The sequence below is a fragment of the Jeotgalibacillus marinus genome, from assembly GCF_040801915.1.
In the GTDB taxonomy this organism is placed as follows: domain Bacteria; phylum Bacillota; class Bacilli; order Bacillales; family Jeotgalibacillaceae; genus Jeotgalibacillus; species Jeotgalibacillus marinus.
In genome coordinates this window covers 206,165-221,522 of record NZ_JBFMIA010000002.1, presented here as the reverse complement: position 1 = coordinate 221,522, position 15,358 = coordinate 206,165, and the positions used below count along the sequence as shown (strand labels likewise).

Annotated in this window: 19 protein-coding genes and 1 pseudogene; 11 read left to right on the top strand and 9 right to left on the bottom strand. The window is 39.2% G+C overall.

The genetic code is table 11. The features are described from left to right. The first annotated feature begins 18 nt into the window (after positions 1 to 18). The 8 genes and pseudogenes from AB1471_RS04090 (at position 19) to AB1471_RS04060 (ending at position 6,532) form a co-directional block, all read left to right on the top strand. Positions 19 to 939, top strand: a complete 921-nt coding sequence (locus AB1471_RS04090; RefSeq protein ID WP_367778324.1) for a S66 peptidase family protein — start codon at positions 19 to 21, stop codon at positions 937 to 939. A 21-nt stretch (positions 940 to 960) separates the two neighbouring features. Then, entirely contained in the window at positions 961 to 2,055 is a 1,095-nt protein-coding gene (locus AB1471_RS04085; RefSeq protein ID WP_367778323.1) for a dipeptide epimerase, read from the top strand. Between the two features lie 20 nt (positions 2,056 to 2,075). Next, entirely contained in the window at positions 2,076 to 3,002 is a 927-nt protein-coding gene (locus AB1471_RS04080; RefSeq protein ID WP_367778322.1) for a C40 family peptidase, read from the top strand. A 37-nt stretch (positions 3,003 to 3,039) separates the two neighbouring features. Beyond that, positions 3,040 to 3,998, top strand: a pseudogene (locus AB1471_RS04075) (ABC transporter ATP-binding protein). A 64-nt stretch (positions 3,999 to 4,062) separates the two neighbouring features. Then, positions 4,063 to 4,158, top strand: coding sequence for a small protein YxzF (gene yxzF / locus AB1471_RS18500; RefSeq protein WP_496350329.1), 96 nt, complete (start codon positions 4,063 to 4,065; stop codon positions 4,156 to 4,158). 277 nt (positions 4,159 to 4,435) lie between these two features. Further along, the gene (locus tag AB1471_RS04070) at positions 4,436 to 4,636 is read left to right on the top strand and encodes a cold-shock protein (protein WP_041053681.1); all 201 of its coding nucleotides are present in this window, start codon (positions 4,436 to 4,438) and stop codon (positions 4,634 to 4,636) included. A 268-nt stretch (positions 4,637 to 4,904) separates the two neighbouring features. Next, positions 4,905 to 5,498, top strand: a complete 594-nt coding sequence (locus tag AB1471_RS04065; protein ID WP_367778321.1) for a DNA-3-methyladenine glycosylase — start codon at positions 4,905 to 4,907, stop codon at positions 5,496 to 5,498. A gap of 35 nt (positions 5,499 to 5,533) precedes the next feature. Next, a complete protein-coding gene (locus AB1471_RS04060) occupies positions 5,534 to 6,532 on the top strand; it encodes an acrylyl-CoA reductase family protein (protein WP_367778320.1) in 999 nt (332 codons plus the stop codon). Positions 6,533 to 6,815: 283 nt separating this feature from the next. On the opposite strand, the gene AB1471_RS04055 is transcribed toward AB1471_RS04060, so the two are convergent. The 3 genes from AB1471_RS04055 to AB1471_RS04045 all read right to left on the bottom strand — a co-directional run bounded on the left by AB1471_RS04055 (position 6,816) and on the right by AB1471_RS04045 (position 8,301). Continuing rightward, positions 6,816 to 7,322 (bottom strand): peroxiredoxin family protein, encoded by a 507-nt coding sequence (locus AB1471_RS04055; protein WP_367778319.1) that lies wholly within the window; start codon positions 7,320 to 7,322, stop codon positions 6,816 to 6,818. Between the two features lie 115 nt (positions 7,323 to 7,437). After that, positions 7,438 to 7,761 (bottom strand): thioredoxin family protein, encoded by a 324-nt coding sequence (locus AB1471_RS04050; RefSeq protein ID WP_367778318.1) that lies wholly within the window; start codon positions 7,759 to 7,761, stop codon positions 7,438 to 7,440. A 264-nt stretch (positions 7,762 to 8,025) separates the two neighbouring features. Beyond that, positions 8,026 to 8,301 carry a glutaredoxin domain-containing protein gene (locus AB1471_RS04045; protein WP_367778317.1) on the bottom strand — a complete coding sequence of 92 codons (276 nt, stop codon included), beginning with the start codon at positions 8,299 to 8,301 and terminating at the stop codon, positions 8,026 to 8,028. On the opposite strand from AB1471_RS04045, the gene AB1471_RS04040 reads away from it, so the two are divergent. Then, the gene (locus AB1471_RS04040) at positions 8,300 to 8,980 is read left to right on the top strand and encodes a Crp/Fnr family transcriptional regulator (protein ID WP_367778316.1); all 681 of its coding nucleotides are present in this window, start codon (positions 8,300 to 8,302) and stop codon (positions 8,978 to 8,980) included. The genes AB1471_RS04045 and AB1471_RS04040 overlap by 2 nt on opposite strands. A gap of 123 nt (positions 8,981 to 9,103) precedes the next feature. On the opposite strand, the gene AB1471_RS04035 is transcribed toward AB1471_RS04040, so the two are convergent. The 5 genes from AB1471_RS04035 to AB1471_RS04015 all read right to left on the bottom strand — a co-directional run bounded on the left by AB1471_RS04035 (position 9,104) and on the right by AB1471_RS04015 (position 12,742). Then, the gene (locus AB1471_RS04035) at positions 9,104 to 9,535 is read right to left on the bottom strand and encodes a hypothetical protein (RefSeq protein ID WP_367778315.1); all 432 of its coding nucleotides are present in this window, start codon (positions 9,533 to 9,535) and stop codon (positions 9,104 to 9,106) included. A 126-nt stretch (positions 9,536 to 9,661) separates the two neighbouring features. Continuing rightward, entirely contained in the window at positions 9,662 to 10,102 is a 441-nt protein-coding gene (locus tag AB1471_RS04030; protein WP_367778314.1) for an OsmC family protein, read from the bottom strand. A gap of 137 nt (positions 10,103 to 10,239) precedes the next feature. Further along, the gene (locus tag AB1471_RS04025) at positions 10,240 to 11,208 is read right to left on the bottom strand and encodes a sugar phosphate isomerase/epimerase family protein (RefSeq protein ID WP_367778313.1); all 969 of its coding nucleotides are present in this window, start codon (positions 11,206 to 11,208) and stop codon (positions 10,240 to 10,242) included. Positions 11,209 to 11,491: 283 nt separating this feature from the next. After that, positions 11,492 to 12,220: a ThuA domain-containing protein gene (locus AB1471_RS04020; RefSeq protein ID WP_367778312.1), complete on the bottom strand. Its 729-nt coding sequence runs from the start codon at positions 12,218 to 12,220 to the stop codon at positions 11,492 to 11,494. Between the two features lie 21 nt (positions 12,221 to 12,241). Further along, positions 12,242 to 12,742: a hypothetical protein gene (locus AB1471_RS04015; protein WP_367778311.1), complete on the bottom strand. Its 501-nt coding sequence runs from the start codon at positions 12,740 to 12,742 to the stop codon at positions 12,242 to 12,244. 193 nt (positions 12,743 to 12,935) lie between these two features. On the opposite strand from AB1471_RS04015, the gene AB1471_RS04010 reads away from it, so the two are divergent. Both AB1471_RS04010 and AB1471_RS04005 read left to right on the top strand, forming a co-directional pair. Further along, positions 12,936 to 13,682 (top strand): Cof-type HAD-IIB family hydrolase, encoded by a 747-nt coding sequence (locus AB1471_RS04010; RefSeq protein ID WP_367778310.1) that lies wholly within the window; start codon positions 12,936 to 12,938, stop codon positions 13,680 to 13,682. A 122-nt stretch (positions 13,683 to 13,804) separates the two neighbouring features. Next, a complete protein-coding gene (locus tag AB1471_RS04005; protein WP_367778309.1) occupies positions 13,805 to 14,632 on the top strand; it encodes an aldo/keto reductase in 828 nt (275 codons plus the stop codon). Positions 14,633 to 14,868: 236 nt separating this feature from the next. Here AB1471_RS04005 and AB1471_RS04000 read toward each other — a convergent pair whose 3' ends face one another. Next, positions 14,869 to 15,342 carry a hypothetical protein gene (locus AB1471_RS04000; protein ID WP_367778308.1) on the bottom strand — a complete coding sequence of 158 codons (474 nt, stop codon included), beginning with the start codon at positions 15,340 to 15,342 and terminating at the stop codon, positions 14,869 to 14,871. Positions 15,343 to 15,358: the final 16 nt, after the last annotated feature.

The following is a 15,358-nucleotide window of genomic DNA, read 5'->3' as shown; positions in this document are numbered from 1 at the left end:
AGAAAGGAGAATGATAGGATGATTTTGCCAAAAAGGTTACAGCGAGGAGATACGGTTGGAGTGATTGCACCAGCGAGCCCTCCTAATATCGAACAACTAAAGCGTTCCTTCATATTTTTAAGGGAGCTAGGTGTGAACGTGAAAATCGGGAACCATGTTCAAGACATCAATGGTTATTTAGCTGGAGCAGATGAAGACCGACTTCATGATTTACATTCAATGTTTAAAGATCCATTTGTTCATGCAATTTTTTGTGCTGGAGGAGGCTACGGCACTGGTCGAATTGCTGAACAAATAAATTATGAACTGATCAAGCGAAATCCAAAAATTTTTTGGGGATATAGTGATATTACATTTTTACACAATGCAATCCGTCAATGTACGGGATTGGTTACCTTTCATGGTCCAATGCTTGCATCTGATGTAGGGAAAGAAGGGTTTGATGACCTTTCAAAAAAGATGTTTCAGCAGTTGTTTGAACCAAAAGAGCTTCATTATACAGAATACATCTCACCACTTGAGGTGATTGCTGAGGGAGAATGTGTTGGGGAGCTTGTTGGAGGAAACCTTTCTCTTATACAGAGCATGATGGGGACCCCGTATGAACTGGAAACCGAAGGAAAGATCTTATTGATTGAAGATGTGGATGAAGAGCCGTATCGCATTGACGGTATGCTTAATCAACTTACAATGGCAGGAAAGCTGGCTTCTGCAGCGGGGGTTGTGGTTGGTGACTTTAAAAATGCTGTACCAACCAACGACAAACCTTCTCAAAGTCTGGATGAAGTGCTTGATCATTATTTAAAAAGATTAGAAATACCTGTTATTAAAGGCTTTAAAATAGGTCATTGTCAGCCACATTTTGCTGTGCCATTAGGAGTAAAAGCAAAGCTCTCGTCAAAAACGAAAAGCTTGATTATTATGCCAGGGGTCCAATGAGCATGTTAAAGGAGCGTATCTATGAAGGTTAAATTAATAGAAACATACCGTGTAGCAGTTCCTCTAAAGAAACCTTTTAAAACTGCGTTGCGCACTTTAACAGTTGCTGAATCTGTTGTGGTGAAAATCACGGCCGATGACGGGAAAATTGGCTATGGCGAAGCGCCTCCAACACATGTGATTACTGGAGACTCAATGGCAAGTATTGAAGCTGCAATCAATGACGTGATGGCACCTAAGCTTCTTAACTACTCCATATTAGATAGAGAGCAATTATTTTATCTTTTACATTCTTCAATGGAACGAAATACAAGTGCAAAAGCCGCAATTGATTCAGCTATTTATGATCTACTTGCTCAGCATGCTAATCTGCCATTGTATCAATTTTTAGGTGGTAATCGCTCACAGTTCACAACAGATTATACAGTGAGTGTAAATGAGCCTGAAGAGATGGCAGAGGATGCATCTCAATTTTTACAAGATGGATTTCGTGTGCTGAAAATAAAAGTAGGAATTGGCTCTATTCAGCAGGATATCGACCGAATCCGTGCAATTCGTGAAAAAGTAGGAATGGACTGTCAGTTGCGCTTAGATGCAAACCAAGGCTGGACCGCAAAAGAAGCAGTCTATGCGATTCGCAAAATGGAAGACGCGGGGTTTGATATTGAACTCGTTGAACAACCTGTCCCAGCACACGATATCGTCGGGTTAAAGCAAGTGACAGACCATACAAGCATACCGATCATGGCGGATGAAAGTGTGTTTACTCCTCAGGATGCGATTAATGTTTTACAAACAAGGAGCGCAGATTTAATCAATATAAAATTGATGAAATCAGGGGGCATTCACCAAGCTCTAACCATTAACAAGTTAGCTGAAGCGTACGGAGTGCTTTGCATGGTCGGCAGTATGATCGAGACGAAAATAGGTATTACGACTGCATCTCATTTTGCAGCTAGTCAACGAAACATCACTCGTTTCGATTTTGATGCACCACTGCTGCTTTCAAGGGATATTGTTCAAGGTGGTGTTCAGTTTGAGAGTGAAAAAATGTTTTTATTAAATACACCGGGTCTAGGGATAACTGAAATTATAGGGTTGAATAGCGTGGATTAGTTATTTTAGGAGGTGTATGTATGAGTATTGCAACAGGTCTTATCAATGTAACGGTAGCAACCCTGTGGACAGATGCACAATCACCTCGTTTAATCGATGAGGAAAGTGTAAGAAACCCCGTGCAAATAGAAGCGTGGCTAGAAAGATTATCACCAGAGGAACGAAAAGCATTATTGGATGAAAAACGAATCCAATCCCAAATCTTATACGGGGAAATTGTTTATATTTTAGAAGAAACAGGTGATTGGGCGCATGTTGTCATCCCGAATCAATTTTCTAAAAAAAATAAACTTGGCTATCCTGGATGGGTTCCGCTTGTGCACATTACAAAAATTGAACGAGATGATGAGGAGGAGTTCACCGACCATCAAATTGTAATAGTAACGGATAAAATAACAACATTATATGGCGAAAACAAAACAGGAATTATCCCGCTTAGCTATAACACGGTATTACCCTTACTTAGTGAACAAGAAGATCTTTTGGAGGTTCACACACCCCATGGAAATGCTTTTATACAAAAAGAAGCAGCAACAGCGTTTGATTCAGTGGATGAGATTCCTAAGAAAAATGGGGAAGGTATCATCAATGAAGCATCACGTTTCCAAGGCCTTTTATATTTATGGGGTGGGATGAGTGCATACGGCTATGATTGCTCAGGATTTAGTTACAACATTTTTAAAGCGAGTGGCTACCTCATTCCTCGAGATGCTAAGGAACAAGCTGAAAAAGGTTTCCGTGTTGAAAAAGAGGAGGTTCTACCAGGTGATTTGTTGTTTTTTTCCTATGAAGAAGGTAAAGGAGCCCTTCACCATGTAGGCATTTACTATGGTGATGGTCAAATGATCCACTCGCCAACACCTGGTGAAAAAATTGTGATTCAGACAATTGAAGGAACCTTTTATGAAAAAGAATGGTGCGAAACACGTCGTTACTGGAACGAATGAATACTTCTAGATTGAAGAGTACACAGGGGGCATTCGCATGACAACAGAAGTTTTATTAGAAGTGAAAAAATTAAAAAAGCATTTCGATATAGGTAAAAGTCAATTGTTAAAAGCGGTGGATAGAGTTAGTTTTCAAGTTTATAGAGGTGAGACGCTCGGTCTTGTTGGGGAATCTGGCTGTGGGAAATCTACAACAGGTCGCACGGTTATGGGGATGTACAAAGGCACAGAAGGAAACGTTCTTTATGATGGACGAGAGGTTCATACGATGAACGAGAAGGAACGATTTTCTTTTTTACGTAGCATGCAAATGATTTTCCAAGATCCATATGCTTCACTAAATCCCCGTTCCACTGTGATGGAAATAATATCAGAGGCCATGGATATTCATGGGATATATAAAACAATAAAGAAATGAAAAATAAAGTGTATCAGTTGCTTGAAGATGTTGGGTTAAACCGAGATCACGCTAATCGATATCCACATGAATTTAGTGGAGGACAAAGGCAGCGAATTGGGATTGCTCGAGCGTTGGCGTTAGAGCCCGATTTTATCATTGCAGATGAACCAATATCCGCACTTGATGTTTCTGTACAAGCGCAAGTAGTGAATTTACTTAAGTCACTGCAGGAGGAAAAAGGATTAACCTATCTTTTTATCGCTCATGATTTGTCGATGGTTAAGCATATTTCAGATCGAATCGGTGTGATGTATCTTGGGCATATGGTTGAATTAACATCAAGTGAGCGATTATATGAAATACCACTGCATCCGTATACGCAAGCATTGCTTTCCGCGATTCCAATACCAGACCCTGATGTAGAAGAGAAACGAGAACGTATTTTGCTTAAAGGAGAATTGCCAAGTCCGATCAACCCACCAAGTGGATGCGTATTCCGCACACGTTGTCCACTTGCAGAAGAACGTTGTGCACAGGAAAAACCGGTGTGGAGAGAAGTGGATAAAAATCACTTTCTTGCTTGTCACTTAGTTTAACCATTAGGTTTGTGATCTGCTCCAAAAGGGAAGAACGTTAACATAACAGGAGGGATCATAACTTATGGGAAAACTATTTCGTAACTTGATAAAATTTGGACCAATTATTTATCCGGTTGTAAAGAAAATAATGAATAATCGAAAAACTAGAAAAAAGTAAATCCTTCATGTGGATCGGATGCGCAGATGAGACATTCCACGTAAAAAGAAAGCGGTTACGCAAAATTTAAAAACATTTTTGAAGTGTCTTCCGCCCAGGTGTTGCTATTTAAAAAAATACGTGCTAGTATTAGGTAATACTTAATAAGTAACTATCTTTTAATTCACATGTTAGCAAGGGTTATATATCTTTCGGCATGTAATCTTTGGTAACATGTGAATTGTCTATTTTTACATTTTTATTAAGTAAAATTTAACAAAATGTTGGAGGTTTTACCATGAACGAAGGTACAGTTAAATGGTTTAATGCAGAAAAAGGATTTGGCTTCATCGAAGTTGAAGGCGGCGAAGATGTATTCGTACACTTCTCAGCTATCACTGGCGAAGGTTTCAAATCACTTGAAGAAGGTCAAAAAGTTAGCTTTGATATCACTCAAGGTAACCGTGGCGACCAAGCTGCTAACGTTGTAAAATTATAATTTTTACAATACAAAACGCCTGACACATCTGTGTCAGGCGTTTTTTTTATTTTAAAGACAATTTGGTTTAGTGAAAGGTGAGTAAACGGTTTGTCGGCTCCAGTAAAGTGATTGTAAACTTCGGTGCTCCATTGCTACCACGTATATCCAACGTATGATCGTACATAACCGCTACGCCATTTCAACCAATCCAAATTTTACAAAGGGATTCGCAGGGAAAATATAGAAGTATATAAAAAGCACAAATATAGATTGGAGCCATTTGACTATGATTCAATACAAACCAGTTCTACCAATATTTTACAACAAATCAACACTTGAACTGGCTCAAAATCTTCTTGGGTGCGTTCTGGTAAAAGAAACGGAAGAAGGTGTTGCGTCTGGATACATCGTTGAAACAGAAGCATACATGGGTCCTGACGATCAAGCAGCACATAGCTTTGGAAATCGGCGCACGAAGAGAACTGAAGTGATGTTTGATCAAGCGGGCACAGTCTACACTTACACGATGCACACTCATACGCTCGTTAATGTGGTATGTGCTGGAGTTGGAATTCCGCATGCGATTTTAATTCGTGCGGTGGAACCATTAGATGGTCAAGAGCTTATGGGAGTGAGACGCTCTGGACGTCCGAAAAAAGAATGGACAAATGGACCAGGGAAATTAACGAAAGCACTTGGTATTAAAATGGATGATTACGGAAAGCATTTTATGAAACCACCATTGATGATTTGCGAGGGGTGGCCAACAGACATACTTACCATTCAAGCAGGACCCCGCATTGGTATTGATAATTCTGGTGAAGCTCGCGATTATCCATGGCGCTTTTATGTAGCAGACAATCCATTCATTTCAAAGTGAATGAAAACACCAATTGAAAAGGGGATAAGTGCACAATGACACCAGATCTTCAAGCAGTTGTAGTGGATAAAAGAGATGAGGACGTTTCTATTGAGGTTAAATTCTTAACAAAAGATCAATTAACAAAAGGGGACGTTTTAATAAAGGTAGCCTATTCTAGTGTGAATTTTAAGGATGGCTTAGCGGGGCTTGCCAACGGTAAAATTGTTCAATCGTATCCGTTCGTTCCTGGAATTGATTTATCAGGCGTTGTTGTTTCATCAAGTGACGAGCGATTTAAAGAGGGCGACCAAGTACTTGCGACAAGCTATGAAATTGGTGTAACTCATTTTGGTGGATATAGCGAGTATGCGAATATTCCAGCTGATTGGATCGTTCCGTTACCTAAAAATATGTCACTAAGAGAAGCCATGATCTATGGTACAGCTGGCTTCACGGCGGCTTTATCTGTTCATCGATTAGAAGCGAATGGGCTAACACCTGACCAAGGAAACGTACTTGTGACGGGGGCAACAGGTGGTGTTGGGAGTATGGCTGTTGCGATGCTTGCGAAAAGAGGATACAAGGTTGTCGCTAGTACAGGGAAAGACGAGGAGCACGATTATGTGAAAAACCTTGGTGCACAAACGATTATTTCAAGACAAGATGTGTATAATGGCACGCTACGACCACTACAAAAAGGTGAGTGGCAAGCTGCAGTTGATCCGGTGGGTGGCCAAAGTCTGGCATCTGTTTTGAGTCGGATCAAGCGTGGCGGAGCAGTTGCTGTGAGTGGATTAACTGGCGGAAGTGACATACCAACGACGGTGCATCCATTTATCCTTCGTGGAGTAAGTTTAATTGGTGTAGATTCAGCGTATTGCCCAATGCCTCTTCGTGAAGAAATTTGGAAAAGACTCGCTGACGATCTTAAACCTGATGATCTGGATGAGATGGTGGATCGAGAAGTTCCTCTTGAAGATGTGCCAATTGCGATGCGTGATATTTTGCAAAGTAAAATTAGAGGACGTGTATTGGTAAAAGTTAATGAGTGATAAACAAACTGGATCTTACGGGTTCGGCTTGTTTATGTCTTAGGTTTTTAAGGCTTAACTTCCCCCTTTGTTGCGAACTCACCACCAATCGTGGACAGACTAAAGTCAATGTTGGCAACATAAAATCCAGTTGGCACCCTTCTGATAAGGCACCAACTGGATGTTTATAATATTTCAGATGTTTTAGCGTTAAAATGGATGTGTGATAGGTTTATCCACAGCTTATTCACTATCTTGGAGAAATACTTTTTTTCAGATAGTGAACTATTAACTGTTGTGTGTTTTATTTTTTCAAGTTTTTCTTGATGTATTGAACAATCTTACGCAGTTCTTTAACGTTTGGTCGGCCAAATGGACTCGTCTGCTTTTGTTGATAAAGAACGTTTCCTTTTTCATCGAGTAAAAAATAACCAGCTTCACCATGTGTGCCATGGTCTTCGTAAGGTGCATCCTCACCGTGGTAAAAAACACCATATTGTGATAACAAATCAAGCGAAGCATCAGATAAAACAGGAAAAGATAAACCATGCTCTTCTTTCATTGCATTAGAATCTTGTTGAATATCAGTGGAAATTGTGGTTATATGCACATCTTTACTTTCAAAATAAGGTTTGCTGTCTTCTAGATCTTTTAAATCCTGAACACAAACCGGGCACCATGCACCTCGGAAAAAAACCAAGAATCTCCATCCAGGACGATCATTTAGATCTTTTTCAAGCGAATAGGTCGCACCTGTTTCTGCCGGAAGTTCAAACAAAGGTGCTTGACTCCCTAATTTTAACGAATTCATAAAATCTCTCCTTTATAAATAAAGTTAATTTTTTTGTTTTTCCCTAATGGAAAAATTAAAATGCAGACCTGATGATTTTATAAACAACCTTTTTTGCTTTTCGTTGACAAGGGATTTAAGAAAAAAACGGTTCTAGAAACGCTTGTACCTCATCGGGTGTTTTGGCATTCGCACTGTGTAGGTGTCCTAGCTTTTGATTATTTTGAAATACGAGTAGGCTAGGGATCCCCATTACATCATTTTTGCTCGCGATGTCTGTAAATTCATCCTTATCAATTGAAAAAGAAGGAATCGAGTTAAAACCTTCCATCACTTCTCCAATAAATAAATCCATTCGTTTGCAATCAGGACACCAGTCCGCATAAAACTTTACTAATACGGGTTGATCTTGACCAATCGTTTTTTCATATTGTTCTGCTGATGTTAGTTGTTCAAACATGATGAAGCCTCCCTGTGAAAAGTTGGTTACTGAATAATAAAATTCAGTAATTAAAATATAACAAATATCAAAGAAAAAAGATGTGAGATGGATTACGTTTTAATTAGCTGTATACAGGTGCTTTTAAAGTAGTTCATTATTTGGCTTAGAGGTTGTTTGAAACTTGTTCATTGATGTGAGAAGATAGCGAAAAGATCTTCTGATCCATTGACAATGTTTGCTGCTGTTCTTAAAAGGTCAGCCGGCTCTTTTTTATATTCTTTTTCATTTTTCTAATGTAACTAGTAAATGCTCTATATTCATTATCTCGTCATATACATAATATTCTTGCTGAATGTTTAAAAGAGGAAATCCCTTTCTTTTCTCAATTGGCACATGTTGAAATAAATGGCGATAATCGAAAATATTATAAGTTTGAAAAGGAATGCCTAGCTCGTTTAATTTCATTTTTGCTTGTTCACATTTGGTACATCCAGGAACAATAAACAATGCATGATCTGAAGGATGCACATTTAATAGAAGAGAGGGGATTTTAACCATGGATAAACTGACACTCCTTTCGCACATCAACCTTTTTGATGAGTTGCCAATGGAAGATTTAGAGTTGATTGATAAAAGTAGTACGATGACGCCGGTGAAAAAAGGGACGCAAATTCTTATCCCTGATCAGCCTCTTGATGTACTATTTTTTCTTAAAAAAGGGCAAGTGCGTCTTTACCGTATGACTCCACAGGGAAAGCAATTTACCACTGATATCCTCATAGACGGCAATGTTTTTGGTGAAACGGAATCCTTTATGCTAACGGATCAGCAAACCTATGCAGAGGCGATGACCGACTGTTATTTATGCACAATGGACAAGGAAAAATTTGAAGATTTTATTCGATCGACGCCTGATGTTTCGCTTAAACTTATTCAAATTTTATCGAATCGACTGAAGGATACGTATGATCTTAGTGAAAAAATCGCACTCGGTGATGTCCGTTATCGAACACTTTTTCTGCTGATTAAAATGAGTGAAAAAAGCGGACAGCGAGAAAAAGAGTGGCAATCAATCAAAATGAAACTTACTCATGAAGATATTGCCACAATGGTGGGTTCCTCTCGAGAGTCGATTTCCCTTCTGATGAGTAAGTTGAAAAAAGAAGGATTACTTAAGAAAAATGTCTTTGGGTACACAATTAAAGCAGATGAAATGAAGAAAATCATTTTAAAGTAAGTATTATAATTATTTTCCCATATTATGCGCTGTAAAAAAGTGAGTTTAACTCACATAAAGAAATAAAAAATTTTCGGTCCTGTTGAAGAAATGATAACCCAACAGAACCGAAAAGTCATGAACTTAAGCTTTCTTTGGTTTATTGACTAGACGACTGAATAAAGCAGCTAGAATGAGAGAGAAGGCCAAGTGGGTGACAAGGTTCATTAGCTGAGCAGTTGTAAACATTTCTCCAATCATTGGACCCATGCCCATCATGATTGGCATCATGAGTAGGGGGCCAATCACCCAAATTAGTACACCGTGGATAAAACCAACTAAGTAATATCGAGAAGAAAGAAGAGTCATCGCTCCAAATCCAAGTCCAAAAATCCAACTGATCATCATATGCATGACCCATCCAATCGCCAGACTTTCTCCTCCCAACATCGTGAGCATGCCCTTCATCTGCATAAGTATTCCGAGAAAAACACCGGCTACTGTACTAGCAATTAAAGATGCTTTTATCATTGACGAATAGCTTGAAATTATTGATGGTTGTTTTGTATTTTCCATAGTTATCACTCCTTTGTTTTTTAATAGTATAAATCAGGATTAGGGTAAAAAAAGTGATGTATCTAACAATTCTAAATAATAAATAAAAAAAGAAGTCGACGTTTTGTCGACTTCTTTTTTTATTTATTATGCTTTTTCCCAATTGGCTTCAATTGGAATGCCAGCAGCTTTCAACGTTGTAAATACTGGGCATCTAGCATCTGTTTTTACTTTCAGTTCCTCAATACGTTCTTGGGTTTCATTCGTTTTTACTTTTGCGTGAACAGAGACATGATTAAAATAAGGTTGAACATCTGTCTGTCCCATTAGACCTCGGGGATCCAGTTCGCCTTTTATATCAAACTCAAGGCCTTGAAGGTCGAATTTCAATTCTTTTGCGACCATATTGGCGATCACATTTTCACAGCCAGCAAGTGAAGCTAGTAAAGTTGATAAAGGGTCGGCTCCTTGATCCGTTCCGCCCATAGTTGCTGGCTCATCAATCGTAATTGAATGATTTTTTGCTTTAAGTTCTGATTTCATTTTACTTGAAGTGCCTGTTACTTGAAAAGTCATCATATTAGACAATGTACTCTCCTCCTTCAATTGATTATGGTTACATTTATACTTTAACCGATTCGATTGAAAGAAAATGTTAGATGGCTAACATGTGAAGGTTGTTTGTTATACGTCTGCCTGGAGCTATACGCTTACTTCAACTTTCGTTACAACCACCACATATCCGTAGGTTGCTCTTTTATATTCACTGATTTCAAATTCGTAACCGCACGTTGGAATCCTTCTTCAATGCTCATAATTGGGTCTTCATGTTCGATGCTGACAACGTAGTCATAGCCATAGGTGCGAAGGGAACTAATGATGTCTGACCATTCTTGTACAGAGTGACCACAACCAACTGAGCGAAAGCTCCATGCGCGTGTGCGGATTTCACTATATGATTGCATGTCTGTTAGACCATACATGTTCACATTGTCTTGATCGATAAATGTATCTTTTGCGTGAAAATGATGAATTGCGTTTTCTTTTCCAAGAATTTTAATTGCGCCCACTGGATCAATTCCTTGCCACCATAAGTGACTTGGGTCAAGGTTCGCTCCTATGTATTCGTTCGTGGCTTCACGAAGTTTTAATAATGTGTATGGTGTGTGAACTGAGAAGCCGCCGTGCAATTCCAAACCAATTTTCACGTCCGCTTCTTTAGCGATTTCAGCGATTTCTTTCCAATAAGGAATCAGCTTGTTCTCCCATTGCCACGATAAAATATCGCCGTATTCATTTGGCCATGGTGCAACAGGCCAGTTTGGATGTTTTGCCTCTTCATCTGCACCTGGTGTTCCAGAGAACGTGTTGACAACGGGAACATCCATCAATTTCGCCAATTTAATGCTTTTTCTCAATGCGTCATCGCTGTCTTTTGCTAAAGTTGGATCTGGACTAACAGGATTACCATGACAGCTAAATGCACTGATTGTAAGACCTCGTGATATAACCGCATCCAAATACTGATTGCGCAATCCTTCATCTTCTAACAGTTCATCAATTGGACAGTGGTCAGTACCAGGATAGCCACCTGTTCCAATTTCAACAGCATCTAACCCTGATGCTTTTACATAATCAAGCATATCTTCGAATGATTTTTGTGCAAATAAGACCGTAAATACTCCTAGTTTCACTTTCTATTCCTCCTTAAGTGATCAAAACCGCTTTTCAGGTCACACTGTCCGTGATGTTTCAAAAAATAGCGTTTTGTCATCAGTTTAAATTTTATAAAAGCCTGCTGATTGTGTAAACGTTTACATAAAGCCGTATTTTGCGCCAACTACTTTTTCTCAAGCTCAATAATATCACGAGCAACTACAAGTTCAACTTGGTCGTTTTCTACATACGCTGATATATGGAGCCGTTTTGCAATTCTTCTGTACTGTTTAAAACAACTTTTAGATTTTTCGGTTTATGCTATTTAATCTTGTAGCCTTCAAGTTTTTCTAGTGGCTTTGCATTGCCGTAGACAGGGGAGTTGCGTGTTGTTGGTGTTGCCCATTTTACAGCGTTGCCAATGACTTTTTGAATTTGTTTGTTGTAGTAAGTTGGATGCGTTTCGTGTCCTGGCCGGAAGTAGAAAATCTTCCCGTTACCACGTTTGAACGTTGCTCCGCTTCGGAACACTTCTCCACCTTGGAACCAACTTAAGAAAACAAGCTCGTCTGGTGCTGGGATATCAAAGTGTTCTCCGTACATTTCTTCTTCTTCAAGCTCAATGTATTCGTCTATTCCTTCAGCGATTGGATGACTTGGATCGACAACCCATAGACGTTCTTTTTCTTTTGCTTCACGCCATTTTAAATCGCAGCCAGTACCCATTAGCTTTTTGAATATTTTAGAGAAGTGAGCAGAGTGAAGGACGATTAAGCCCATACCATCCCAAACACGTTTTTGAACTCTTTCAACAATCGCATCATCCACTTCTTCGTGAGCGAGGTGCCCCCACCATAGAAGGACGTCGGTATTGTTCAAAACGTCTTCTGTTAAGCCGTGTTCTGGCTCGTCTAATGTGGCCGTTTTTACATCGAAGCCTTGCACGCCTAGTTCAGAAGCTAAAACTTGATGTATTCCGGCAGGATAAATTTTACGAACCTCTTCGTGTTGTTGTTCATGACGATATTCGTTCCATACGGTTACATTCATTCATAGCACTCCTTCTTTGGGTTAGTCAGAGGGTTCGTCCAGCTGCAATTCTTCTTCCTCTTCAGGTGGTAAATCAGCTTGCTGAATTTCGATTGCGTGTTCAATGGATCGTGGGACATCACCTGTCGTCATTCTCATTCTTACAAAAAAGGGGACCAGTTCTTTCATATTATTCACATATTCATCGCCGTCACGTAGAGTTGTATGACCAACTGCTTCCCGTTGTTCATTTAAAAGAACAACCATAGGGGAAGATCCTCGTGCAACGACTTCTTGTTTCTCGCGATTCCATTCTTCAAATTCATACCAAAGATAGAGTTCATTTTCATTGCCACCATAAATTTTGTACGCATCGGTTATTACGCTATCTTCTTCATTTTTCCAAGCGATTTTTTCTTCTAAATAAGAATCAAGCGATGCTGAATCATACTTGGGGAGTAAAAAGAGTAGGTTAAAGACTAAGATTAGCAAACTAAGTATAATCATATATAAACCATATTTCGCTGGTCGCTTTAACCTCATATTGTCCCTCCAAATTAAACGGTGTCTTTACTAATTCGACAAATGGTGATGATTCCCTTCTTAGTGAGTCAAAAATATTCAGATGATGCAACCAACATATTAGAAACTTATCGAAATCGATTTTAGTAAGAAATATCGATATAATAGAAATTGAAATGAACGAAACGAATTTAACGAGGAGGCATCAGGTGGTATGACGAAAACGACTGATATAAAATTGATCGCTTTAGATATGGACGGTACGTTGCTAAAAGACGATCACACCGTGTCAGAACTAAACCGCCAAACGATAAAGCGTGCACAACAAGCGGGAGTGACTGTGATAATAAGTACGGGAAGACCTCTTATACACTGCAAAGAAATGGTCCAATCACTGGCATTGTCATCGTTTTTAATCACCGTAAATGGCAGTGAAATTTGGGATTCAGATTTGAACCTGCTCGAGCGAACGACGATTGATGTAAAACATATCGATCAAATGTATGGAATGGCACTTAAATATGGAACGCATTATTGGTCTTCAACTGTGGGGGGAGTGTGGAATAAGCATAGTTCTTTCCCCGAGAAAACGGACGAACATGAGTGGCTGAAATTTGGCTTTGATATTGAAGATGACAAAGTAAGAGAAACAATTAGAGAAGAATTAGGTCAAAACAAAGCGCTTGAAATCACGAATTCGAGTTTGACAAACATAGAAGTGAATGCTGTAGGAATCAATAAAGCAGTAGCAATTCGTAAAGTTTGTGACCAACTGGGTTTAACGATGGATCAAGTCATGGCGGTAGGGGATAGTCTGAACGACCTCGCGATGATTAAAGAATCGGGATTCGGTATTGCCATGGGAAATGCGCAGCAAAAGGTAAAAGATGCAGCAGATTGGGTGACAGATTCGAACCAAGAAGATGGCGTTGCGAAGGCAATTTTGAAGTATGTTTTTTAACTAAACAAACGTTTGATTAAACTTCTTTCATAGATAAATTACAATGTATTTCAGGTACTAGAAAGGAGAAACTCATGTATACTGAATAAGTACATATTTTTGATTTTGAAAGGAGATGTATTATGCAAACTGTAACATTGAATAATGGACTCAAAATGCCCCAAATCGGATTAGGTGTTTGGCGAGTGGAAGATGGACAAGTTGCAACAGACTCCGTGAAACAAGCGATTGAAGTAGGTTACCGCTCAATCGATACAGCTGCTATTTATAAAAATGAAGCTGGTGTAGGTCAAGGGATTAAAGAATCAGGTGTACCTCGTGAAGAACTTTTCATTACGACAAAAGTTTGGAACTCAGATCAAGGCTTTGATTCAACGATCAAAGCGTTTGATGAAAGCTTAGAGAAACTGGGTCTTGATTATGTTGATCTCTATTTAGTGCATTGGCCAATACCAGCCAAAGATAAATACATAGACACATACAAAGCGATGGAGAAGTTATACGAGGATGGCAAAGTAAAAGCGATAGGCGTATGTAACTTTGAAATCGAACATTTAGAACGCTTAATGGCTGAATGCACAGTGAAGCCTGTTTTAAATCAAATAGAGTGCCACCCGTATCTAGGTCAGCACGAACTAAAAGAATTTTGCGCAAAGAATGGTATTTTCGTTGAATCATGGAGCCCACTTATGCAAGGTGGTGCTGTGCTTGAAGACAAAATTGTGTGTAACATTGCAGAGAAATACGGCAAAGAACCAGCACAAGTCGTCATTCGCTGGCATTTACAAAGCAATGCAATCGTTATTCCAAAGTCAGTGACACCATCACGTATCGCATCAAACTTTGACGTATTCAACTTTGAATTAACAGAAGATGAAATGACTTGCATCAACGACCTAGACCGTAGTGAACGTAAAGGTCCACATCCAAACGACATGAACATAGAATGACACAAGCCAACGGTTCTGATGCAAAAATCATTTAATAGAGACATAGAGACACATGGCTGTTTTAAGGACCGGCCGTTTATGGTACAAAACAACTGATATATGAATCTAATTTCATCTTGGACAGACTTCACCTGTGAGTGAAGTTGTCCTTTTTTTCATATGCATGGGTTCAAATACCATCACTCAATGCCCTTCTGAGTCCACGTATTTACAGCGGCCGAATCGCAATCGCACTCTTAGGATTTTCGAGTAAATCCCTCTTCCTCTAAATAAGAAGAAGCTTCATTATACGTTGGGAAGATTCCATCTAAATTCTTCCCTGCGTAAACACTCCACATCTCTTCTTCTTTTGTGAGAGTAAGCGTTTGTTGGTTGCGGTTTTTCCACGTCTCTTCAACGTGCGGTTCAAAATCAGCTAATTCTTCATACTGCTCAACCGATAATGATTTAATGGATTTTTCAATTAACAAGCGAATATCTTCTTCAGGGAATTCTCGAATGTTGATCATGCCTTTGTCATTCTTTTTGTAGCCTTTTACAAAACCGCCAAATACAAAGCCATTTCCATTCGGATGGAGGTGGTAGACGACCAATGTTTTATCTCTTGTGCTTTCTTCGAAATGGAAATTCACTCGTCCAAGTGACACGTCATTTCGTGTTAATTCTGTATAGGATTCAATAATCGTTAATTTCTCTTCAAATGTAAGCATAAAGCCTCCGGTAAGT

Excerpts from the sequence above, each read along its gene's own strand:
- AB1471_RS04090 (WP_367778324.1), top strand. The coding sequence starts at position 19 with ATGATTTTGCCAAAAAGGTTACAGCGAGGAGATACGGTTGGAGTGATT.
- AB1471_RS04085 (WP_367778323.1), top strand. The coding sequence starts at position 961 with ATGAAGGTTAAATTAATAGAAACATACCGTGTAGCAGTTCCTCTAAAG.
- AB1471_RS04080 (WP_367778322.1), top strand. The coding sequence starts at position 2,076 with ATGAGTATTGCAACAGGTCTTATCAATGTAACGGTAGCAACCCTGTGG.
- yxzF (WP_496350329.1), top strand. The coding sequence starts at position 4,063 with ATGGGAAAACTATTTCGTAACTTGATAAAATTTGGACCAATTATTTAT.
- AB1471_RS04070 (WP_041053681.1), top strand. The coding sequence starts at position 4,436 with ATGAACGAAGGTACAGTTAAATGGTTTAATGCAGAAAAAGGATTTGGC.
- AB1471_RS04065 (WP_367778321.1), top strand. The coding sequence starts at position 4,905 with ATGATTCAATACAAACCAGTTCTACCAATATTTTACAACAAATCAACA.
- AB1471_RS04060 (WP_367778320.1), top strand. The coding sequence starts at position 5,534 with ATGACACCAGATCTTCAAGCAGTTGTAGTGGATAAAAGAGATGAGGAC.
- AB1471_RS04055 (WP_367778319.1), bottom strand. The coding sequence starts at position 7,322 with ATGAATTCGTTAAAATTAGGGAGTCAAGCACCTTTGTTTGAACTTCCG.
- AB1471_RS04050 (WP_367778318.1), bottom strand. The coding sequence starts at position 7,761 with ATGTTTGAACAACTAACATCAGCAGAACAATATGAAAAAACGATTGGT.
- AB1471_RS04040 (WP_367778316.1), top strand. The coding sequence starts at position 8,300 with ATGGATAAACTGACACTCCTTTCGCACATCAACCTTTTTGATGAGTTG.
- AB1471_RS04045 (WP_367778317.1), bottom strand. The coding sequence starts at position 8,301 with ATGGTTAAAATCCCCTCTCTTCTATTAAATGTGCATCCTTCAGATCAT.
- AB1471_RS04035 (WP_367778315.1), bottom strand. The coding sequence starts at position 9,535 with ATGGAAAATACAAAACAACCATCAATAATTTCAAGCTATTCGTCAATG.
- AB1471_RS04020 (WP_367778312.1), bottom strand. The coding sequence starts at position 12,220 with ATGAATGTAACCGTATGGAACGAATATCGTCATGAACAACAACACGAA.
- AB1471_RS04015 (WP_367778311.1), bottom strand. The coding sequence starts at position 12,742 with ATGAGGTTAAAGCGACCAGCGAAATATGGTTTATATATGATTATACTT.
- AB1471_RS04010 (WP_367778310.1), top strand. The coding sequence starts at position 12,936 with ATGACGAAAACGACTGATATAAAATTGATCGCTTTAGATATGGACGGT.
- AB1471_RS04005 (WP_367778309.1), top strand. The coding sequence starts at position 13,805 with ATGCAAACTGTAACATTGAATAATGGACTCAAAATGCCCCAAATCGGA.
- AB1471_RS04000 (WP_367778308.1), bottom strand. The coding sequence starts at position 15,342 with ATGCTTACATTTGAAGAGAAATTAACGATTATTGAATCCTATACAGAA.